Genomic DNA, 20814 nt, shown 5'->3' with positions numbered 1-20814 from the left:
AGGGGTGGTGCAATCACACCCCCGGACACGGCGCCGGGCGGCAGAATGGCGGCCATGACGGAATTACCGGAATGGGCCCGAACCCTCGACCTCGCCCCGCACCCCGAAGGCGGCTGGTACCGCGAGACGTGGCGCAGCGACGTCACGATTCCGGAGGGGAGCCTGCCGGACGACTACCCCGGACCGAGGGCGGCCGGTACCGCAATTCTGTTTCTCCTGATGCCCGGACAGCAGTCGGAATGGCACAGCGTCCGCAGCGCCGAGATGTGGCTGTACCACCGGGGCAGCCCGCTGCGGCTCGAACTCGGCGGGGACGGAAGCGAACCCGCAAATCCGGACGCGCAGATCCTCGGCGCAGACGTCGCGGCGGGCCAGCAACCACAGCTGCTGGTCCCGCCGCGACATTGGCAGCGAGCGAAGCCCGAGGGCGACGAACCGACTCTCGTCAGTTGCGTCGTCACCCCGGGCTTCGACTTCGCGGACTTCCGGCTCTAGGCCCTCCGGGCCCGTGCGCCTTTTTGGTAGCTGCAGCAACCAGAAAGGCGCACGGGCGCTACGCGCCCAGCGTGTCCGGGTCGGGGCCGATGCGCCCGTCGGCCCGGGTCAGCGACCCGACCGTGTTGATCTCGTCGGGGGTCAGCTCGAAGTCGAAGACGTCGAAGTTGGCGGCGATGCGCTCCGGCGTCACCGACTTGGGGATGACCACGTTGCCGATCTGCAGGTGCCAGCGGATGATCACTTGCGCAGTCGTCTTGCCGTGCGCCGCAGCGATCTTCGCGATGGACTCGTCCTCGAGGACGGTGCCCTGCCCCAGCGGGCTCCACGCCTCGGTCGCTATGCCCTTACCGGTGTGGAAGGCGCGCAGGTCGGCCTGGTTGAACCGCGGGTGCAGCTCCACCTGGTTGATCGCGGGCACCTCGCCCGTCTCGGCGATCAGACGGTCGAGGGTCTCCGGGGTGAAGTTGGAGACACCGATCGACCGCGCACGCCCGTCGGCCTTGATCTTCTGGAAGGCCTTGAACGTGTCCACGTAGCGGTCCGCGGACGGCACCGGCCAGTGGATGAGGTAGAGGTCGACGTAGTCGAGCCCGAGGCGGTTCAGGCTGTCGTCGAACGCGCGGAGCGTGGAGTCGTACCCCTGGTCGTCGTTCCACAGCTTGGTGGTGACGAACAGCTCGTCACGGGCAATTCCGGAGTCCGCGAGCGCGCGGCCCACTCCGGTCTCGTTCTCGTAGATCTTGGCGGTGTCGATGCTGCGGTACCCGGCCTTCAGCGCCTCGGTGACCGCGGCGTGACTCTCGTCGTCCGGCACCTGCCACACGCCGAAGCCGAGGGCAGGAATGCTGTTCCCGTCGTTGAGCGTGACCGTAGGTACAGGACTCTGTGCATTGTTGAAACCCATGGGAGTGTCCAACCGGGGACCCGGACCAGATGTTCCCGCCGTCTCAGAATGTGGACTTTCGCGTGTCGTTTCGGTACGACCGGGTAATCCGACGGCATCGGCGTTCAGGTGGTGACACGCCCGGTGGAAGGGGCGGACATGGGCCTCGGATACACATTGGCCTATCGGTTCAAGATCACGCCCTGGGTGAAAGCGGGCCGCGTGTTCGGAAACCAGATCGAGACGTTGCTCGATCCCTTCGACGCACCACCGGGAGAGGTCCTCGACATCGGATGCGGCACCGGTGACCATGCCATCGAGATGGCCCGGCGGGGGTGGCAGGTGACGGGGGTCGACACCGTCCAGCTGGCGCTCGACAAGGCGCGGTCCAAGGCGCGGAAGGCGGGGGTCGACGTGCGTTTCATGCGCGCGGACGCCACCGACCTCGAGCACGCGGTCGGTCGCGGGTACCACCTGATCCTGGATGTGGGGTGCTACCACGGTCTCAGCGACCACGCCCGGGTCGCGTACGCCGAGAACGTCACGACGGTGAGCGAACCGCACGCCACCCTGCTGATGTTCGCGTTCGGGCCGGGGCATCGCGGCCCGCTGCCGCGAGGGGTCTCCCGCTCCGACGTGGAGCGGACGTTCGAGAAGTGGAAGATGGTGTCGGATGTCGACGCCGACACGACCGGTATGCCGGGACCGCTCAAGAAGGCCGACCCCCGCTGGTTCCGCCTCGTCAAGCGCTGAGTGGATAATCGCCTGGTGACTGCAACACTGCGCATCAGCGGACTGTCGGCTTCGCGCGGTGAGCGCACCCTCTTCGCCGGCCTCGACCTGACCGTCGCCCCGGGCGACGTGACCGGCCTGGTCGGAGCGAACGGTGCCGGCAAGTCGACGCTGCTGACCGCCCTCGCCGGGGTCGGCTCGGCGGACGTCGAGGGCAGCATCGTGCTGAGCCCGCCCGACGCCGCCGTCGGCTACCTCGCTCAGGAACCCGACCGGATCGCCGGCGAGACGGTGCTCGACTTCCTCGGCCGCAGGACCGGCGTCACCGAGGCCGAGCACACCATGAACGCGGCCGCCGAAACGCTCGGCGAGTCGGACGAGGATCTCTACTCCCCCGCCCTCGAACGCTGGCTGGCGCTGGGCGGCGCCGACCTCGCCGAGCGCGCGGAGAAGGTCGTGAGCGAACTCGGGCTGGGGGTGCCGCTCGACTCGCACATGACGTCGCTGTCCGGTGGGCAGGCCGCGCGCGCCGGGTTGGCGTCGCTGCTGCTGTCCCGGTACGACGTGCTGCTGCTCGACGAGCCCACCAACGACCTCGACCTCGTGGGGCTCGAGCAGCTCGAGCGTTTCGTCGCCGAGAGCCGCGCGGCCATGGTGGTGGTGAGTCACGATCGAGAATTCCTGGCGCGCACCGTGACCGGCATCGTGGAACTCGACCTCGTACAGCAGCAGATCGCGGTCTACGACGGCAGCTACGACTCGTACCTCGCCGAACGGGAGATCGCCCGCAGGCATGCCCGGGAGGCGTACGAGGAGTACGCCGGGACCCGTTCGGACCTCGAGGACCGCGCGCAGATGCAGCGGAACTGGATGGAGCACGGTGTCCGGAACGCGCGTCGCAAGGCGAAGGACAACGACAAGATCGGCAAGGGTCTGCGCACCGAGTCCACCGAGAAGCAGGCGGCGAAGGCCCGGCAGACGCAACGCCGGATCGAGCGGCTCGACGTGGTCGAGGAGCCGCGCAAGGAGTGGGACCTGCGGATGGAGATCGCCGCCGCCCCGCGCAGCGGATCGGTCGTGGCGACGGCGAACGGTGCCACCGTCGCGTGGGGCGGGGACCGCGAGTTCACGTTCGGTCCGGTCACCACTCAGATCGACTGGGGTGACCGGATCCTCGTCACCGGCGCCAACGGGTCCGGCAAGACGACCCTGCTGAAGGTGCTGCTCGGCAAGATCGCCCTGGATGCGGGCACCGCCTCACTCGGTTCGGGTGTGGCGATCGGCGAGATCGATCAGGCCCGCGGCCTGTTCGAGGGCGGCGAGAAGGTGGCCGACGCATTCGCGGCGCAGGTCCCGGACTGGCCGGACGCCGACGTGCGGACACTGCTCGCGAAGTTCGGGCTCAAGGGCCACCACGTGCTGCGGCCGGCGGCGTCGCTGTCACCCGGCGAACGCACCCGCGCCGCCCTGGCACTGTTGCAGGCGCGGGGCGTCAACCTGCTGGTGCTCGACGAGCCCACCAACCACCTCGACCTTCCCGCGATCGAACAGCTCGAGCAGGCGATGGAGAACTTCGACGGCACGCTGCTGCTCGTCACCCACGACCGGCGGATGCTGGATTCGACGCGCAGCACGCGCCGGTGGCGGATGGACGGCGGCCGGCTGTCCGAGGAGTAGTCAGTCGCCTTCGGCCATGGGCGGCAACGCCTTGACGAACGGCGGGTCGTAGTCGACCTTCCCCAGCTTCGCCGCGCCGCCGGGGGAACCGAGGTCGTCGAAGAAGTCGGCGTTCGCCTTGGTGTACTCCACCCACTGGTCCGGGACGTCGTCCTCGTAGAAGATCGCCTCGACGGGGCAGACCGGCTCACAGGCGCCGCAGTCGACGCATTCGTCGGGGTGGATGTAGAGCATCCGACCGCCCTCGTAGATGCAGTCGACAGGACATTCTTCGATGCATGCCTTGTCCAGAACGTCGACACAGGGCTCAGCGATGGTGTAGGTCACGTCTGTAATCCTGTCCTTTCCTGCCGTCCCGCGCGAATCGCCTCCACTCTGCCACGCAATTTCCCAGGGTCAACCTGTCATTTTGGCGCCCGTCGCCGGTTGTATGCGGTTGACAAACTGTTGGGTTTTCACAACACTTTGTTGCATGAGCCCAGTACGGCGTGGGGACGCCCTCCCCATCTACAACCGCATCGGCGTCCTTCGCGCCGAGCGTGGGATGAGCCGGGCTCAGCTGGCGGGACTCGTCGACGTCAATCCCCAGACCGTCGGGGCGCTCGAACGGGGCGACCACTACCCCAGCCTCGACCTGGCGTTCCGTATCTCGTGGGTGTTCGAACTGCCGGTGGAGGCCATCTTCTCCCGCACCGAGTTCGGACCCCTGTCCACCGAGCTGTATCGCACCGACCGACCGCCGTCCACGACAGGAAGCGGGGAGAGTTCCCATGTCTGAGACCACTCTGATCGAGCGGTACCAGGGGTTCCGGACGCGCAGATTCCTCCAGAACGAAAGCCGTTACCGCACCTGGCTACCGAGGTGGCGGACGCGCAGCCGCAGGCGAATCCTGGTGGTCGCCCTCGCGGTGACGTTCGTGTTCATGATCGCCGTCGGCATCGTATGCCATTTCGACATGGTCGTCGGGCCGCTGCTGTGGCTGCCCGCGTGCCTGTTTTTCTTCCCGCTGTGGACGATGCTCCAGATCGTGTCCGGGCGGCAGGGGGACGCTCCGCGCGATGCCCTCGACGAGTGGGAAATCCAGCAGCGCAACAGTGCCCGGTCGATTGGGCTGACGGTCACCCAGCTACTGACGCTCGTTCCCGCGCTGCACCTGATCTTCGTCGGCGCGCTGGACGTCGATCACGGCAACGTGCCGTACGCCGCCGGGCTGCTCGTCGTCACCGCGCTGATGATCGGGGGCTGCACACCCGCCATGATCCTCGGCTGGACACAACCCGACCCCGATCCCGACGACCTCGCCTCGTAGAGGCATCCGCCCTCCAGAACGGGAAGGACCCATGTCTCACACTCTCACGATCGACGGCATCTCCAAACGGTACGGCGAGGTCGTCGCACTCGACGATCTGTCCTTCGAGGTCCGCCCCGGTGAGATCTTCGGTTTCGTCGGCAGCAACGGCGCCGGCAAGACCACCACCATGCGCATCGCGCTGGGCGTCCTGTCCGCCGATTCCGGCGAGGTCCGGCTCGGCGGCAAGCCGGTGGACCTGGACGTGCGGCGCACCATCGGGTACATGCCGGAGGAACGCGGGCTGTACCCGAAGATGAAGGTGGGCAAGCAACTCGAGTACCTCGCCGAGCTGCACGGCATTTCCCGCTCGGCGGCGCGGGAAGCGGTGGCCCGCTGGACCGAACGCCTCGGTATCGCGGACCGTGTCGGCGACACCGTCGACGCCCTCTCGCTCGGCAATCAGCAACGCGTCCAGCTGGCCGCTGCGCTCGTCCACGATCCCGCTGTGCTGGTTCTCGACGAACCCTTCTCCGGCCTCGACCCCGTCGCGGTCGACGTCATGAGCGATGTGCTCGTGGAGAAGGCGAATACCGGAGTACCGGTGATCTTCTCGAGCCATCAGCTCGAACTCGTCCAGCGTCTGTGCCACCGTGTCGGCATCATCAGCCACGGCCGGATGCGTGCCGTCGGCACCGTCGACGAACTCCGCGGCGGCGGGAACGCCCAACTCGAAGTCCACGCGCCGGAGGCGCCGGTCGGGTGGGCCCATCACCTCGACGGCGTCACCACGATCAGTCACCTCGACGGCCGGACCCTGTTGTCGCTCGACGCCCACGTGGACGACCAGCTGATCCTGCACACCGCCCTGAAGACCGGACCGGTGCACGAATTCTCGCTGCACCGGCCCACCCTGACCGATCTGTTCCGAGAGGTGGTCACGGCATGAGTGCCCCACTGAGCCCTGCCCGCGCGATCGGCCTCGTGGCCCGCCGCGAATTCCTGACACAGGTGGCGAAGAAGAGCTTCGTCATCAGCAACGTGATCATCCTGCTGGCCATCGTGGGCGGCATCGTCGCGTATTCGCTGTTCTCGGGCGGCGACGACGAACGCCCCACCATCGGACTCGTCGGCGACCAGTCGCTCGCGCCCGCCCTCGTCGCCACCGGTGACGTGGTCGGGACGCCGGTCGACGTCGTCCCGACCACGGACGAACAGGCCGCGCGGGACGACGTGGGGAACGGCGACCTCGACGTCGCCCTGATTCCCGGCACCGACGGATCCGTCACGGCCGTCACCGAATCCGAGATCGGCTCCGGGCTTCGCACCGTGATCGACGCGGCCGTGGTGCAGCAGGCTCAGGCCGGCGCGCTCGCCGCACAGGGCGTGGACGCCGCGCAACTCGCCGAAGCGACCGGCCGGGCGGCCGTCACCGTCGACGCACTCGATCCGCCCGACCCGGAGAAGGGCCAGCGCGTGGCCCTCTCCATCGCCGTGGTCGTCCTGCTGTACATGCAGATCATGATGTTCGGCATGTACGTGGCGATGGGTGTCGTCGAGGAGAAGTCGAGCCGCGTCGTGGAACTGCTCCTCTCGACCCTCCGTCCGCTGCAGCTGCTCTGGGGCAAGGTGATCGGCATCGGCGCGGTCGGTCTCGTCCAGTTGACCGCCTACGGTGTGGCGGGTGTCGCCGCCGGACTCGCGACGGGCGTGCTCACCGTGACCGGGACGGCGATCGGGGTGCTGGCCGGAACGCTCGGCTGGTTCGTGCTCGGATTCGCGTTCTTCGCCGTCCTCTACGCCGCGGCCGGGTCGATGGTGTCGCGACAGGAGGACGTCAACGCCACCGCGTCACCGCTGATGGTGCTGATCGTCATCATGTTCTTCAGCGCCTTCTCCTCGGTGAGCAACCCGGACGGCACCCTGAGCAACGTCCTCAGCTGGATTCCGCCGTTCTCGGCGATCCTGATGCCGCTGCGCATCGCCGCCGGCGTGGCGTCCCCGGTCCAGGTGGTCGTCACGATCGCCCTCATGCTCGCGGTGACCGCCGCGCTCAGCGTGCTGGCCGCGAAGATCTACCAGCGCTCGATCCTGCGGATCGGCAAGGTCGTGTCGTGGAAGGAGGCGCTCGGGAGGTAGAGAATTCCCAGCGCACGACCAAGTTCCCTGTGTAGTCTTCGAATCGTCGATCGATGCTGCTCAGCTGCCGTCGCGGAACGGGGAACACCCATGGTCGTCCGTCGCAGGAAGCCGATCGTCGCCATCGCCGTCGCCGTGGTCGCGTCCATGACGTTGATGCTGACGGCATGCACGTCCGACGAGCCGACCACTGCGGGCGGTGGCAACGCCGGACCCGACGGCACCCCGGTCGCCTACAAGGAGCCGGTCAAGCTGTCGAGCGAGAACGGGGTGCTCGAAGTTCGACTGTCGGCCCATCAGGGCACGGTCGACCTCGATACCGTCTCGGAACCGGTGTCCAACTTCCTGGTCTTCGGTTACGAAATTATGCAGGGCACGAGTTCAGACGGTTCGACCACCGGCGGCGACCTCTATCCGGCACCGACGTTGCGCGTCGATCCGGGTGAGCGCCTGATCATCCACTACGACAACGATCTCCGGAACCTCACGATCGAGGACTTCTACGACCCCGCGTTCACGCCGGCGGGCGGGGAGGTCCCGATCTATCCCCCGGCCCTCGAATCGGCGCCGCTGAACCTGCACACCCACGGTTTGCACGTGAGCCCGGACGGCAACGCCGACAACGTGCTGCTCGACATCCCCGCCGGGATGGGCAACGTCTACGACTACGCGGTGCCGAAGGACATGCCGAACGGCCTGTACTGGTACCACAGCCACCGTCACACGATGACCGCGCAGCAGACGTACGCGGGGCTCGCGGGACTGCTGGAGATCGGCAGGCCCGACGGCAACCTTCCCCTGGTGACGCAGAACGACGTTCCCATCCGCGACATGGCGCTGCAGTACAACTTCGTATTCGACCGTAAAGGCAACGGCCACCAGCTGAACGACCCGAACTGGCCACAGTTCGTGAGCACGCTGAAGCCGCCGGAGGGGACACAGCTCGCCGACGGAACGTACGAGCCGAGCCTCGCGCCCGTGAACTTCGCGGAGACCACGGAGGGCTCCCAGTACTTCACCAATTGGTATTCCGGGCCGCTGTCGCCGGCGAATCATCGCGGGCAGAACCAGTTCGTGCCGGGCAATCTCCAGAGTTTCAGCAGTGATTCGACGAATGTCCCCGCCGACCCGTCGCTGCCGGACAACGAACGCGATGTGCAGTACACGATCAACGGGCAGTTCCAGCCGGAGCTGAAACTGAAGCCGGGCCAGACGGAGATCTGGTCGCTGGCGAACATCAGCGATTTCGCGTACATGCCGCTCAGACTCACCGAGACCGCGACGGGCAACCACCCGAAGTTCTCCGTCGTCGGCCAGGACGGAAACCCCTTCACCCGGGTGCAGCTGCCCGTCGCCGGTGACGGCACCCGGCTCATCATCCCGCCGGGGTCGCGGTACGCGATCGCCGTGACGATGCCGGACACCGGCGATCTGGTGCTCGACATGCCACCGCTGGAAGGGGCGAAACCCGTCACCAACCCCGGCGTGCTCTATACGAACAACGGCACCGACAATCCGCCGGCCGAGCTGGGCACGGTGACCGTCGACCCGTCGGTCATCAGCTACGCCGACGGCTTCTTCACCTTCCCCACCCAGACCCTCCTGCACGTCACACCCGACAGCGGTGACGGGCGGACCACGCCGTTCGAGCCCGGTCAGAACCTCGACGCGTACACGTCTTTCGTGGACACGTCGGTGATGACCCCCGACGTGAAGCGCACTCTCACGGTCTCGGGCGGGTTCGGCAACGAGAAGGCCAGCAACAGCGACCCGAAGGCCTTCACCTACGAGTTCGACGACAACACGTTCCCGAACATCCCGCTGATCCAGCCGCGTCTCAACTCGGTCGAGGAATGGTCGATCACGAACCTCAACAACGACGAGCATCCGATGCACATCCACGTCAACGACTTCCAGGTGATGGAGATCGTCGATCCGATCGCCGGCACCCGGACCGGGGTGCAACCGTGGGGTGAGGACAACGTGAATGTGCCGGCGCCCGTCACCGACGCGAACGAGAACCCGCTCGTGCCCGCATCGGTGACGCTGCGCACGAAATTCACGGAGTACACGGGCACTTTCGTGATCCACTGCCATCGCCTCAACCACGAGGACAACGGACTGATGGCCACCGTCAACGTCATCCCCGAGGTGTCGACGTACGCGGTGGCGGCGCCGGGTTCGGCGGGCACCCCCGCGACCGTGCAGGTCCACGACGGCAACGGCGACAAGGTGATCGCCGCGGTCACACCGTTCCCGTCGTTCGAGGGCACCCCGACGGTGGCGATGGCCGACGTCAACGGCGACATGATCCTCGACCTCGTCGCCGGGACCGGTGCGGGCGTGGCACCGGAGGTCGTCGCGTACGACGGCAACGATGTCGGCTCCGGCCCGTTCACCGCCGAGCTGACCCGGTTCGCCCCGTTCGACGACGGCTTCCGCGGGGGCGTCAACGTCGCGGGTGCGGACATCGACGGAAACGCGCTGGCCGACAACATCATCGTCGGTACGGGCCCCGGCACCGAATCGCAGGTGAAGGTGTTCTCGTCCACCCTGCCCACCGGGAAGGGCGGGGCACCCGAGGTCTTCTCGAGCTTCACCCCCTACCCCGGGTCGCAGGCCGGGGTCACCATCGCGACGGGCTTGGTCGACGCGGACTCGGGCCGGGCCGGCATCGTCACCGCCCCGGGGCCGGGAGAAGCGCCTCGCGTGAAGACGTTCCGCTACGACCTGTTCGAGCCGACCGCCGCCGCGACCGCCGACGGCACCGCGGACGAGCACGCCGGCCACACCGACGGACCGAGGACGACGTCGGAGTTCCTGGCCTTCGACGAGAGCTACCTCGGCGGTGTCTCACTCTCGACGGGGTGGGTGGCCGGCGCCGAAGGCGGAGCGAAGAGCATCGTCACCGGCATGCTGGGCGGCGACGGCAGTGTTCGCGTGTGGTCGAGTGGGTCACGCCTCGACGGTGAACCGGGCATGTATCTGGAGAGCCCGAACCACCACTCCGGCGACGTCGTCTTCACTCAGATCGCGTCGTTCGCACCGTTCGCCGGCGGCACTCCTGGCTCGGGCGTGCAGGTGGCCACCACCAGCACCACCACCGGCGCCGACCTGCTCGTCAGCGGCTCCGGGCCGGGCGGCACCGAGGTGCGCAAGTTCGGGCTGGGCCGCGCCGATCCGCAATCCACCACGCTGGTGCCGCTGCCGTTGGGCACCCTCCCCGCGCTCCCCGCAGCGCAAGGGTCCGTGCCTCTCGGTGGGCGGTAGACGGAGTCGCTCAGCCGGCCCGCTTCTCGGCGGCGTCGGCGATGTCGTCGAGATCGCGCCGGATCGCCTTGGTGGTGGCCTTCAGCGCGAAGGAGCCGAACACTTTCATCATGAACTTCGAAAATGCGCCGAGCCCAGTTGCTTCCGCCGAGAAGTGGAAGGTCAGGGTGGTGCGGTCACCAGCAGGCTCCAGGGTGAACACCGTCGTGTAGTCCGCGCCGTGGGACGACGCCTTCACCACGGTGCGCTTCTCCGGGTCGATCTCCGTGACCCACATTTCCTCGGTCGACGACTTGCCGAACAGCACCCGCGTCTCACGCCACCGCGTGCCGACTTCGTATTTCGTCGAGTCCAGCCTCTCGAGCTTCTCCACACCGCTCAGCACCGACTCTGCGTTGTCCAGGTCGGTGATGACCGCCCAGACCGCGCCGACGGACGCATCGATCGTTCGGCTCACGCGGATCTCCGAGGCTGACATGAAGCACCCATTTCTTTCTTCTCAGGGCAGGGTCCAGAACTGGCGGGTCACCAGGTAGAAGACGATGACCCAGAACACCATAACCCCGGCGACGATCGCGATCCCGCGACGGTTCGTTGTCGCTACCGGAACGTCCGGGGGCGGCCGCAGCCAGCGCCCCAGCACACGGTTCACGTAGTACGGCATCGTCACGAAGCTCATGATGAAGCTGGACAGCAGGTTTCCGATGAGCAGACCGAGCCACAGCGGCATCTTCAGCGGCGACAACGCGAGGGTGAGTATCACGACGGTGGGATAGAGACCGACCCACACCGCGATCGACGTCTTGGTTTCGGACGGCGGCGGCGCCTCGTTGCCGTTCTCGTCGAACGCGAACCAGCTCCCGAAGGAATTGTCGATGGTGCGCAATTCGAAGTCGTGGAACTTCTCCCCCTCGGCGAGGAGTTCCTGACGCTTCGCCGAGGTGAGCCACCTGTCGAGGTCGGCGGCGTTGTCGTAGCGGTACAGCGCGGTCCACTCGTCCTGGACTCCCTCGATGGGCCGGAAGAGTTCGCTCCCGCGGAAGCCGTCGAACTTGCTCTCTTCCAATCGCAGTCGATCCTGCCACGCGAGGAAGTCGTCGACGTGCTCCGGACCGACACGGTGCGTCACGACGACCGTCACGAGCGGATCGGACTCGCGCGTGCCCCCGCTGATGACCTGCTGGGTGGCGGGGCCGTCGAAGTATTGCTGCCCCTCGTCCAGGCGGTGCTGCCGGGTGGCGCTGTTGATCCAGGCCTGCACGTGGGCGACGGAATCGAAGCGGTAGACCACGACCCAGTCGGGTTGCACGGCGGTGGGCGGCGAGATCTCGGCGCCCAGGAACCCCGGGTAGTGGGACGCGGCGGTGTTCATGTCCTTTTGCCAGGCCTCGAAGGCCTCCTCCGAGCCGGCGCGCACCTTCTGGCCGATGATGACCGTCGCGGCGTTGCCAGTGGACTTCTCGGTGGACTTCTCGGTGTCCATCGCCCTCTCCTCACGGCTCAGGTCGTCGGAACCGATCGGTTCTCGCCGATTCGGCTGTAGATCCGCTCGGGGGTGAGCGGCAACGCGCGGAAACGCACACCCGTCGCGTTTTCCAGCGCATTGGCCAGCGCAGGCGCCACCGGGTTGATGCAGCACTCCGCCATTCCCTTCGCGCGCATCGGTCCGACGGAGTCCGTCGAATCGACCAGCAGCACTTCGGTACGGGGAATGTCGGCGTAGGTGGGGATGCGGTAGTTGCGCAGATTGGGGTTGATCATCACACCGTTGTCGTCGACCTGGAAGTTCTCGGTCAACGCGAATCCGATGCCCTGGGCGACACCGCCCTCGATCTGGCCGCGGACCTGCACCGGGTTGATGATCACCCCGGCGTCCGTGGCATGGACGCTGTAGAGGATGCGGATCTCGCCCGTCACCCGGTGGACGGCGATGCGGAACCCGTGGGTGTTGGAGACGACGCTGCGCGGCGACCCGTATGCCTTGCGCGCCTCGGTGAACCGGATGCCGCGGCGGCGGGCGGCGTCGAGGAGTTCGGTCAGCGGCACGCGCGTGCCGTCGCAGAGCACCCCGTCGTCGTCCATCGAGCAGGACGCGACGTCGACCCCGGTGTGCGCGGCGGCGAACGCCAGGATGCGATCGCGCAGCGCCTCCGACGCCCGCGACACGGCGTTGCCTGCGACGAAGAGGCCCGCGCTGGCGAACGCCCCCGTGTCGAAGCCTGTCCGGTCGGTGTCGGACTGCACGAGACGCACCCGCGACGGCGTGGTGCCGAGATGGGTGGCCGCGATCTGCACGTGCGCGGTCGACGTCCCCTCACCGAATTCGACGGTGCCGACGGCGAGTTCGTACATGCCGTCGTCGCCGAGCGTCGCCCACGCCTCCGAGATGTGTTCGGTCGGGGGCGCGGTCTCGTGCAGCGAACTCGCGGTGCCTTCGCCGACGAGCCAGTCGTCGCCCAGCACCTGCCCGTTCCCGGTCCGCCCCAGTGCGGCGTCGACCAGATCGATGCACTGCCCGAGCCCGTCCTCCGCGAACACGACGTCGTCGGGACCGTCTTCGATCGCGACGAGTGAGTCCCCGGGGCGGACGATGTTGCGGCGCCGCAACTCGAGCGGGTCGATGTCGAGTGCGACCGCCAGCTCGTGCATGGCGGACTCGACCGCGAAGGCGGGCTGCGTCATGCCGTACCCGCGCAGCGCTCCGCTGGGCACGCTGTTCGTGTAGACGGAGTACGCATCGAACTTCTTGTTCAGACACCGGTAGATCGAGATGGCGGCACCTGCGGCGAACAACGTCTCGCCGCCGTGGTTGCCGTACGCGCCCGTGTTCGACACGTTGCGCACCTGGAACGCCGTGAGCGTGCCGTCGGCGCGGGCGCCGAGCTTGATCGTCAGCTTCATCGGGTGCCGCGGCGACGCCGTCGTGAACTCTTCTTCCCGGGTGAACTCGAAGCAGACCGGCCGGCCCGTGTCGAGGGTGGCGAGCGCGACCAGATCCTCCGAGATCACCTCCTGCTTGCCACCGAAACCGCCCCCGACGCGCTTGCAGAACACCCGCAACTGGTCGGGGCGCAGGTCGAACAGGTGAGCCAGCTTGACCTTGGCGATGGACGGCGACTGCGAACTCGTGCGCACGTGCAGGCGACCGTCCTCCATCCAGGCGATCGACCCGTGCGTCTCGAGGTGCGCGTGCTGCACGCGTGGTGAGAAGTACGTGCCCTCGTGGATCACGTCGGATTCGACGAACCCCGCCTCGACGTCGCCCACCTCCCCGTGGAGCTCGAGCAGGATGTTGTGCACGGGATCGCGGACGAACGGGTCGTCCGAGCCGTGCAGCTGCGGTGCGCCGTCGGCCATCGCCTCCTCAGGGTCGAACACCGCAGGCAACACGTCGTATTCGACGACCACCTTGCGACAACCCTCCTCCGCGGCGCCGACCGTGTCCGCCAGCACCGCGACCACCCGCTGGCCGGCGAAGCGGACCGTGTCGTCGAGGATGTACGTGTCGTCGGGGTCGACGAGGTGATCGGTGTGGATTGCGGTCGTGAACCGCTTCCGGGGCACGTCCTCCCACGTGTACACGCGGTGCACGCCGGGTACGGCGAGAGCCGCCGTCTTGTCGATCGAGACGATGCGGGCGTGGGCGTGCGGGGAATGCAGCACCTTGAGATGCAGCATGCCCTCGACCTCGGTGTCCATCGTGAACTCGGCGCGGCCGGTGACCACATCGGTGGCCGCGGGTGCCCCGACGCTGGTGCCGACCGCGCGACCCGGCTCGGCGACCTCCACCGCGGCGACACCGTTGACGGCATCCTCGATGGCCCGATAGCCGGTGCAGCGGCAGAGATTGCCCTTCAGCGCGCGCGGCAGGTCTTCCTTCTGCGCGTCCGTGAACGTCGCCGAGGTCATGATCATCCCGGCGGTGCAGAAGCCGCACTGGAACCCGGGTGCCTCCCGGAACTGCCGCTGCAGCGGATGCAGGTCCTCCGGCGAACCGAGGCCCTCGATCGTGGTCACCTCCCGCCCCTCGGCGCGGAACGCGGGCGTGATGCAACTGTGCACGGGATCGCCGTCGAGCCACACGGTGCAGGCTCCGCAATCGCCTGCATCGCAACCCTTCTTGACACCGCGATGACCGAGCGAGCGCACGAACGTGCGCAGGCACTGGCCGGGATTCGGTTCCGCGTCGAACGTCCTGCCGTTCACGGTGTACGCCATCAGCGGTCTCCTCCCGCGAGCTCGGTCCGGATCTCCTCGGCGAAGTGCTTCGCCAGGTGGCGACGGTGGTCGGGGCTGCCGTTGGGGTCGTCGAACCACACGTCCTCGGGCAGTGCGTCGATGCGCTGCTGCAGCGCGTCGGCGTCGGGCGCGGCGTCGAACGCGAAACGGATCGGACGCGTCGTGCCCGCCGTAATCGTGAGCAGCAGGTCGTCGCTGTCGGGCGACCGGGTGCCGATCATGAACAGGGTGGAACGGCCCAGGTGCGTCAGCGTGAAGCGGCGGTGCGCGTGATGCTTGCGCAGGGCGCTGACCGGGATGTCGATGCGCCGCAGGATCTCACCCGGGGCGAGCACGTTCTCGTGGTTGCCCGTCACGAAGTCGGCGGCGTCGACGATCCGCTCGAACCCGTCGGCTGCCCACAGAGTGTACGTCGCCTCGAGCGCGACCGTCATCGTGATCATCGGGCCGGCGGGCAACGACATGCAGATGTTGCCGCCCACCGTCGCCGAATTCCAGATCTTGAACGATGCCAGGAACGCCTCACAGCTCGTTCCGAACAATGAGGCGGCTCTCCAGTCGTCCGGCGGCGCAAGCGCATACAACTCACGGATGGTGCACGTCGCTCCGATCTCGAGGCCGGCGTCGCTCGGCACCAGGGTGTCCCAGCCGAGCGTCGTGAGATCGACGAGACGGCGCAGGTCGGGCTGCTGATCGGAGAACAGCCACGTTCCGCCGGCCAGCCAGGCGTCGCCTTCCCGCCACTGCGCTCCCGGCCGGTCGGGTGGGCGCCGAACGACATCGGTGATGGTGTTGAGGTCCATATGACTGCTCCACTCGGGGAAAGTGTCGTCGTTCTCGTACCCGGCCTGCGTCAACCCATCTGACTCTAGACACCGTGGAAGCGGTCCCGGCGCTGTTTGCCGTGTTCCGGCCGCACAGGCGACCGTCACCCGCCGTAGCAGACATCTGCCGCCCCGGCGCGACCGCTACTCTCAGGGCCATGGCCGCCAAGATCTCCGCCCACGACGTGCTCGAGTTGGTACTGGACGCAGGCAGCTTCGTCTCCTGGGACACCGCGCCAGTCGATGCGCGGCCGAACGAGAAGTATCGCGCCGACCTGCAGAGGGCCGCCGAGAAGTCGGGGGTAGACGAATCGGTGATCACCGGCGTCGGCACCGTCCGCGGGCGCCCGGTCGCGGTGATCGCGTGCGAGTTCGCGTTCCTGGCCGGTTCGATCGGCGTGGCCGCCGCCGAGCGGATCGTCTCCGCCATCGAACGCGCCACCCGTGAGGGTCTCCCCCTGCTCGCCTCGCCCACGTCGGGGGGCACGCGCATGCAGGAGGGCACCGTCGCCTTCGTGCAGATGGTGAAGATCGCGGCGGCCGTCGCCACCCACAAGGCCGCCCACCTCCCCTACCTGGTGTATCTGCGGAACCCGACCACCGGCGGCGTCTTCGCGTCCTGGGGTTCGCTCGGGCACATCACGGTGGCCGAACCCGGTGCACTCGTGGGGTTCCTCGGGCCCCGCGTGTACGAGGCCCTGTACGGCGAGAAGTTCCCCGAGGGCGTGCAGACGTCCGAGAATTTGTACCGCAACGGCGTCATCGACGGCGTCGTCCCCGCCACCCGCCTGCGCCGGCTCGTGCATCGGGCGTTGCGGGTGCTGATCGATGCGCCGACGTCGGCTGCCGTCACCGAACCGGCGCCGACCGTCGACATCCCCGACGTGCCCGCGTGGCAGTCGGTGATGCTGTCGCGGCGCGCCGACCGGCCGGGCATCCGCCACCTGCTGCGGCACGCGGCCACCGAGCAGGTCCCCCTCAGCGGCACCGGCCAGGGTGAAACCGAGGGGACGGTGCTGCTGTCGCTGGCCCGTTTCCGCGGCGCGCCGTGCGTGTTGCTGGGCCAGGACCGCGCCGGACAGTCGGCGCTGAACACGATGGGGCCCGCCGCCCTCCGCGAGGCACGCCGCGGCATGCGCTTGGCCGAGGAATTGCAGATCCCCCTGGTCCTGGTGATCGACACCCTCGGTGCAGCGCTGTCGCAGGAGGCGGAGGAACGCGGGCTGGCCCCCGAGATCGCACGCTGCATTTCCGATCTCGTGACGTTGAAGACGCCGACCGTGTCCGTTCTGCTCGGTCAGGGCACGGGCGGCGGGGCGCTCGCCTTCCTCCCCGCCGACCGTGTGCTCGCCGCGCAGAACGGGTGGCTGGCCCCGCTTCCTCCCGAAGGCGCCAGCGCGATCGTCCACCGCGACACTTCGCACGCCCCCGAGATGGCGGCCGCCCAGGGCATCCGTTCGCTCGACCTGTTGCGCAATGGCGTCATCGACGCCATCATCCCCGAACATCCGGACGCCGCCGACGAGGCCGTCGACTTCTCCAAGCGGGTCGGCGAGGCCATCTCCCGGGAACTCCGCGCGCTGACCGGGGTTCCCGAGAGCGAACGCTTCGCGGCCCGGCTCGCCCGCTACCGGAACCTCGGGCTGGGCTAGGGCGTCGGCTAGGACAGTTTGATGGTCGGGTTGTACATGTCCATCCACAACGCGAGGTCGAGCGTCCGCTCGAGTCCGCGACGCGACACCTGACTGATCTGCGGGGTGTCGACGGACACCGCCCGGGACAGCCAGTCCGCACTGACCAGGCCGAACACCGGGTGCGAGGGGTCGCTGAGCAGTTCCTTGCCGTGCTGCTGCAACGCCACCGCATACTTCGGGTCCTGGGTTGACGGGTACGGAGACTTGACCCGGTCGATCACCGACTGCGGCAGCACATCCCTGGTCGCCGCCCGCAGCAACGATTTCTCCCTGCCGTCGAACGTCTTCAGCGACCACGGCGTGTTGTAGACGTACTCGACCAGCCGGTGATCACAGAACGGCACCCGGACCTCGAGTCCGACGGCCATGCTCGCGCGGTCCTTGCGGTCGAGCAGGACCCGGACGAAACGAGTCAGATGCAGGTAGCAGATCTTGCGCATCCGCCATTCGAAGTCGTTTTCGCCGTCCAGCCGGTCGATCCCGGACACCGCCGCGTCGTACGAGTCCTGCACGTAGTCGTCCATGCTCAGCCCCGCCGTCACGTCCGGGGTGAAGATGTTGCTCTCGTCCCCGAAGTGCTCGGCGAACTGCACCAGCCACGGGAACGTGTTCGCCTGCTGCGCCTTCGGGTCGAAGAACTGCTTGTACCCGCCGAACACCTCGTCGGCCGACTCACCGGACAGGGCCACCGTGGAGTGCTGACGGATCGCCTTGAACAGCAGATACAGCGACGCGTCCATGTCACCGAGACCCATGGGGATGTCGCGTGCCCGGATGACCTTCGCGCGCACGGCGGGGTCCGCCAGTGCGTCGGAATCGAGGACGATGTCCTGGTGCGCGGTACCGGATCGTCGGGCCACGTCGTGCACGTACGGAGTGTCCGGGGTACCCCGCAGTTCGTCCGCGACGAAATGTTCCGTCTGACCGACGAAGTCGACGGCGAACGTGCGGACCGTCTCGCCCACTTCGGCGAGCTGCTCGGCGGCGATACCGGTCATCGCGGACGAGTCGAGACCACCGGACAGCAGGGTGCAGCGCGGCACGTCGGCGACCAGTTGCCTGCGCACGATGTCATCGAGGAGTTCGCGGACGTGCGCGACGGAGGTGTCCCGGTCGTCGGTGTGCGGACGGGTCTCCAGGGTCCAGTAGCGGTGCGTCCGCACTCCGGTGCGTGAGACGGTGACCACCGTGCCCGGTTCCACCTCGCGCATGCCGTCCCACACGGCGTGTCCCGGTGTTTTCACGAACGCGAACAACTCCCGGATCCCGTCCATCGTGACGGTCGACTCGGCAATCGGATTGGCAAGGACCGCTTTCGGTTCCGAACCGAACAGGACGCCGTCTCGGGTCTCGTAGTAGTAGAACGGTTTGATGCCCATCCGGTCGCGGATCATCACGAGTGTGTCGGTCCGCGAATCCCAGATCGCGAAGGCATACATGCCGTTGAGCCGCTCCGCGACGGCCTCTCCCCACTCCAGGTATCCGTGGAGCACCACCTCGGTGTCGGAGTCCGTGGCGAACCGGTGACCGCGCCCGTACAGCTCCTCGCGGAGTTCCCCGAAGTTGTACACCTCACCGGAGTAGACCATCGCAACGGTCCCGCCGGGGGTGTTCACGCTCATCGGCTGATGCCCACCCGGCAGATCGATGATCGCGAGTCTTCGATGCCCGAGCGCGGCGTGTTCGACGACCCACGTACCGCGATCGTCCGGCCCCCGGCAGTTCATCGTCTCGGCCATGGCATCCACGGTGGACTGTTCGACGCGTAGATCGCGTTCGAACGAGATCCATCCGGCGATTCCGCACATGTGTTCCTCCGGCTGTCGCTGGCGCTCTTCTTTCCGCGCACATGGTCAGTTGCGAGGTGGCGAACCGAGTCCGAACCGTAGCAATCACATTGACAGTTCTTTACTCTTGCTAACCACCTATATTCCACGGTAACCCTTTTCGGCGCGCAGGCGGTGAGCCCGGAGACGCCGCCGGTCAGAACGGCGCGGGTTCGTCGAGTGCGTGAGCGCCGGGTGCGTGAGAGTCGGGTGCGCGTGCGCCGGGCGGCCGGTGCCGCACCGCATCGAGGTGCGCCTGCCGTCGGCGGCGCTCCGCCCGGATCCGGGCGGCGATGTTCTGCGCACGCGTGCGACGGCGGGTTGCGGGGTCGGCGGTCGCGACATCGTCTCGCCCGGCCGCACCGTCTCGCCCGGCACCCAGGAACCCCGACGACCGCGGACGGTATCGGTGGCCGGTGGGCGCGACCAACTCGATTCCACCGCCGGCGGTCACCGCCCAGTGTCCGGAATGCTTGAGCCGATGATGATTTCGACAGTAGGCGGTCATGTTCCCGGCCACCGTCGGACCTCCGGCCGCGGGATCGGCGTGGTCGAACGGCCGATGGTGATCGAGGTCCGTGTTCCAGGCCGCCACATCGCAGTGCAGCCATTCGCACCCGCCGGCCAGCACCCGCATCCAGGTGTCGAGCACGACGCCGGGACGGTACGTGGTCGCGGTGACAGACTTCGGTGCCCGCACCGGTTCGACATCCGCATCGGCCGCGATGTCGCGTGCGTGCGCCGCGTCGACGATTCCGTAGCATCGAGGTAGGCCGGTTCGTCACCGCCGCCGAGTGTGGAGTCGAGCATGATCAGGTGCACGAGGGGCTTGCGCGCCGTCGTCGCGATGCGGGAGTCCTGGCCGCAATCGACGCGCCCGCATTCACACTGCACGAACCCGGCCCCGTCGATGAGCGCGGACAATCCGTCGGCGCGCCTCTGTTCGTACGTTCGAAGGTCTTTCGGGCACACGGTGTTTGCCAGTTCGGCAGTCGCGCGTCGAATGCACGACCCTGCACCGCGGGAACGGATCCGAGGATTCGGCACATGCCGTCCTCTGCCGCGCTGACTCCGACGAACCTGTCCGCCTGCGCCTTCTCCCGCTTGGCCCGTACCCCTGCCGGGTCGAGACTCGCGATGATGCGGTTGGCGGCGTTCGTGAGCCTACGGCCGGTCAACCCGGTTCCACCGGATCGCGGTGGGGCCAGAACCTGTTCGAGGAGTTGATGTTCGACCTCGCCGATCCGGACGTCGCTGACGTTTGCCTTCGAGTCCTCGATCAGGCGCACCCGGTACATATCGAGATCGCCGCGCGCCATCGCCGCGCGCGTGGCGTGCAACCGGGTGCGCAGCGACATACCCAGGCCGACCAGCCGACCCGCCGCCGGTCGCCCCATGGTGAGGGCGGCACCGATCTCGGCCTCCACCACTTCGTGTGCGGTCGACGTCCAGGCCCCGTCGGACTCGACCTCGGCGGTGCGGCGCACGAAGAGCTCGGCGATCACCGCCAGCTTCCGTTCGGCCACCGCCGATTCACTGCGATGCAGGTCGGTCATCAACTCGACCAGACCCACATCGGATTCCCCGTCGACGAGACAGCAGACCATCTCACGAACGCCCCGATCGAATACCCCCGTATCGAACATGTGTGCCCCTCCTTACGTTTGTGTGGGCAGTCTTACCTCGATTCCGCCGAGATTGAGATAGATCATCGCCTTGAGTGATTTTGCTGAATGATGACCG

17 protein-coding genes and 1 pseudogene are annotated in these 20814 nt (G+C 67.6%); 9 read left to right on the top strand and 9 right to left on the bottom strand.

Translation table 11 applies throughout. The features are described 5' to 3' along the window. The first annotated feature begins 54 nt into the window (after positions 1 to 54). Positions 55 to 495 (top strand): cupin domain-containing protein, encoded by a 441-nt coding sequence (locus ACFWAY_RS42985; RefSeq protein WP_378514784.1) that lies wholly within the window; start codon positions 55 to 57, stop codon positions 493 to 495. Positions 496 to 553: 58 nt separating this feature from the next. Here ACFWAY_RS42985 and ACFWAY_RS42980 read toward each other — a convergent pair whose 3' ends face one another. Further along, entirely contained in the window at positions 554 to 1402 is an 849-nt protein-coding gene (locus tag ACFWAY_RS42980) for an aldo/keto reductase (protein ID WP_378457053.1), read from the bottom strand. Between the two features lie 138 nt (positions 1403 to 1540). Between ACFWAY_RS42980 and ACFWAY_RS42975 the strand changes: the two genes are divergently transcribed. Further along, on the top strand, positions 1541 to 2134 hold the full coding sequence (locus tag ACFWAY_RS42975) for a class I SAM-dependent methyltransferase (RefSeq protein ID WP_378457052.1): 594 nt from the start codon (positions 1541 to 1543) through the stop codon (positions 2132 to 2134). 15 nt (positions 2135 to 2149) lie between these two features. After that, positions 2150 to 3790, top strand: coding sequence for an ABC-F family ATP-binding cassette domain-containing protein (locus tag ACFWAY_RS42970; protein ID WP_378514783.1), 1641 nt, complete (start codon positions 2150 to 2152; stop codon positions 3788 to 3790). On the opposite strand, the gene fdxA is transcribed toward ACFWAY_RS42970, so the two are convergent. Then, on the bottom strand, positions 3791 to 4117 hold the full coding sequence (gene fdxA, locus ACFWAY_RS42965; RefSeq protein ID WP_005244047.1) for a ferredoxin: 327 nt from the start codon (positions 4115 to 4117) through the stop codon (positions 3791 to 3793). It abuts the gene before it with no gap. Between the two features lie 145 nt (positions 4118 to 4262). On the opposite strand from fdxA, the gene ACFWAY_RS42960 reads away from it, so the two are divergent. From ACFWAY_RS42960 to ACFWAY_RS42940, 5 genes are all read left to right on the top strand, one after another. Next, positions 4263 to 4568: a helix-turn-helix transcriptional regulator gene (locus ACFWAY_RS42960; RefSeq protein ID WP_378457050.1), complete on the top strand. Its 306-nt coding sequence runs from the start codon at positions 4263 to 4265 to the stop codon at positions 4566 to 4568. Continuing rightward, positions 4561 to 5100 (top strand): hypothetical protein, encoded by a 540-nt coding sequence (locus ACFWAY_RS42955; RefSeq protein ID WP_378514782.1) that lies wholly within the window; start codon positions 4561 to 4563, stop codon positions 5098 to 5100. The genes ACFWAY_RS42960 and ACFWAY_RS42955 overlap by 8 nt, the downstream gene beginning before the upstream one ends. 31 nt (positions 5101 to 5131) lie before the next feature. Beyond that, a complete protein-coding gene (locus ACFWAY_RS42950) occupies positions 5132 to 6028 on the top strand; it encodes an ABC transporter ATP-binding protein (RefSeq protein ID WP_378457048.1) in 897 nt (298 codons plus the stop codon). After that, positions 6025 to 7218: an ABC transporter permease gene (locus ACFWAY_RS42945; RefSeq protein ID WP_378457047.1), complete on the top strand. Its 1194-nt coding sequence runs from the start codon at positions 6025 to 6027 to the stop codon at positions 7216 to 7218. The genes ACFWAY_RS42950 and ACFWAY_RS42945 overlap by 4 nt, the downstream gene beginning before the upstream one ends. 90 nt (positions 7219 to 7308) lie before the next feature. Next, the gene (locus ACFWAY_RS42940) at positions 7309 to 10488 is read left to right on the top strand and encodes a multicopper oxidase family protein (protein WP_378514781.1); all 3180 of its coding nucleotides are present in this window, start codon (positions 7309 to 7311) and stop codon (positions 10486 to 10488) included. A 10-nt stretch (positions 10489 to 10498) separates the two neighbouring features. Here the strand turns inward: ACFWAY_RS42940 and ACFWAY_RS42935 are convergent, their stop codons facing one another. Genes ACFWAY_RS42935 through ACFWAY_RS42920 form a run of 4 tightly spaced genes read right to left on the bottom strand, consistent with a single transcriptional unit; the run spans position 10499 to position 15530 of the window. Then, complete coding sequence (locus tag ACFWAY_RS42935) at positions 10499 to 10966, bottom strand: SRPBCC family protein (RefSeq protein ID WP_378514780.1); 468 nt, start codon at positions 10964 to 10966, stop codon at positions 10499 to 10501. Positions 10967 to 10987: 21 nt separating this feature from the next. Further along, a complete protein-coding gene (locus tag ACFWAY_RS42930; RefSeq protein WP_378514779.1) occupies positions 10988 to 11971 on the bottom strand; it encodes an antibiotic biosynthesis monooxygenase in 984 nt (327 codons plus the stop codon). 17 nt (positions 11972 to 11988) lie between these two features. Continuing rightward, the gene (locus ACFWAY_RS42925) at positions 11989 to 14706 is read right to left on the bottom strand and encodes a molybdopterin-dependent oxidoreductase (protein ID WP_378514778.1); all 2718 of its coding nucleotides are present in this window, start codon (positions 14704 to 14706) and stop codon (positions 11989 to 11991) included. After that, positions 14706 to 15530, bottom strand: a complete 825-nt coding sequence (locus tag ACFWAY_RS42920; protein ID WP_378514777.1) for an FAD binding domain-containing protein — start codon at positions 15528 to 15530, stop codon at positions 14706 to 14708. The genes ACFWAY_RS42925 and ACFWAY_RS42920 overlap by 1 nt, the downstream gene beginning before the upstream one ends. A gap of 179 nt (positions 15531 to 15709) precedes the next feature. On the opposite strand from ACFWAY_RS42920, the gene ACFWAY_RS42915 reads away from it, so the two are divergent. Continuing rightward, on the top strand, positions 15710 to 17203 hold the full coding sequence (locus tag ACFWAY_RS42915) for a carboxyl transferase domain-containing protein (RefSeq protein WP_378514776.1): 1494 nt from the start codon (positions 15710 to 15712) through the stop codon (positions 17201 to 17203). Between the two features lie 8 nt (positions 17204 to 17211). On the opposite strand, the gene asnB is transcribed toward ACFWAY_RS42915, so the two are convergent. From asnB to ACFWAY_RS42900, 3 genes and pseudogenes are all read right to left on the bottom strand, one after another. After that, positions 17212 to 19053 carry an asparagine synthase (glutamine-hydrolyzing) gene (gene asnB, locus ACFWAY_RS42910; protein ID WP_378514775.1) on the bottom strand — a complete coding sequence of 614 codons (1842 nt, stop codon included), beginning with the start codon at positions 19051 to 19053 and terminating at the stop codon, positions 17212 to 17214. 175 nt (positions 19054 to 19228) lie between these two features. Then, positions 19229 to 19771 (bottom strand): hypothetical protein, encoded by a 543-nt coding sequence (locus ACFWAY_RS42905; RefSeq protein ID WP_378514793.1) that lies wholly within the window; start codon positions 19769 to 19771, stop codon positions 19229 to 19231. A gap of 125 nt (positions 19772 to 19896) precedes the next feature. Then, positions 19897 to 20627 (bottom strand): annotated as a pseudogene (locus ACFWAY_RS42900) (DUF222 domain-containing protein); the annotation flags it as partial. Positions 20628 to 20814: the final 187 nt, after the last annotated feature.

This window comes from Rhodococcus sp. NPDC059968, assembly GCF_042738615.1.
Lineage (GTDB): Bacteria > Actinomycetota > Actinomycetes > Mycobacteriales > Mycobacteriaceae > Rhodococcus_F.
This window is presented reverse-complemented; position numbering and strand designations above follow the sequence as displayed.

Coding starts and splice junctions, on each gene's coding strand:
- ACFWAY_RS42985 (WP_378514784.1), top strand. CDS start 55: ATGACGGAATTACCGGAATGGGCCCGAACCCTCGACCTCGCCCCGCAC.
- ACFWAY_RS42980 (WP_378457053.1), bottom strand. CDS start 1,402: ATGGGTTTCAACAATGCACAGAGTCCTGTACCTACGGTCACGCTCAAC.
- ACFWAY_RS42975 (WP_378457052.1), top strand. CDS start 1,541: ATGGGCCTCGGATACACATTGGCCTATCGGTTCAAGATCACGCCCTGG.
- ACFWAY_RS42960 (WP_378457050.1), top strand. CDS start 4,263: ATGAGCCCAGTACGGCGTGGGGACGCCCTCCCCATCTACAACCGCATC.
- ACFWAY_RS42955 (WP_378514782.1), top strand. CDS start 4,561: ATGTCTGAGACCACTCTGATCGAGCGGTACCAGGGGTTCCGGACGCGC.
- ACFWAY_RS42950 (WP_378457048.1), top strand. CDS start 5,132: ATGTCTCACACTCTCACGATCGACGGCATCTCCAAACGGTACGGCGAG.
- ACFWAY_RS42945 (WP_378457047.1), top strand. CDS start 6,025: ATGAGTGCCCCACTGAGCCCTGCCCGCGCGATCGGCCTCGTGGCCCGC.
- ACFWAY_RS42940 (WP_378514781.1), top strand. CDS start 7,309: ATGGTCGTCCGTCGCAGGAAGCCGATCGTCGCCATCGCCGTCGCCGTG.
- ACFWAY_RS42935 (WP_378514780.1), bottom strand. CDS start 10,966: ATGTCAGCCTCGGAGATCCGCGTGAGCCGAACGATCGATGCGTCCGTC.
- ACFWAY_RS42930 (WP_378514779.1), bottom strand. CDS start 11,971: ATGGACACCGAGAAGTCCACCGAGAAGTCCACTGGCAACGCCGCGACG.
- ACFWAY_RS42925 (WP_378514778.1), bottom strand. CDS start 14,706: ATGGCGTACACCGTGAACGGCAGGACGTTCGACGCGGAACCGAATCCC.
- ACFWAY_RS42920 (WP_378514777.1), bottom strand. CDS start 15,530: ATGGACCTCAACACCATCACCGATGTCGTTCGGCGCCCACCCGACCGG.
- ACFWAY_RS42915 (WP_378514776.1), top strand. CDS start 15,710: ATGGCCGCCAAGATCTCCGCCCACGACGTGCTCGAGTTGGTACTGGAC.
- asnB (WP_378514775.1), bottom strand. CDS start 19,053: ATGTGCGGAATCGCCGGATGGATCTCGTTCGAACGCGATCTACGCGTC.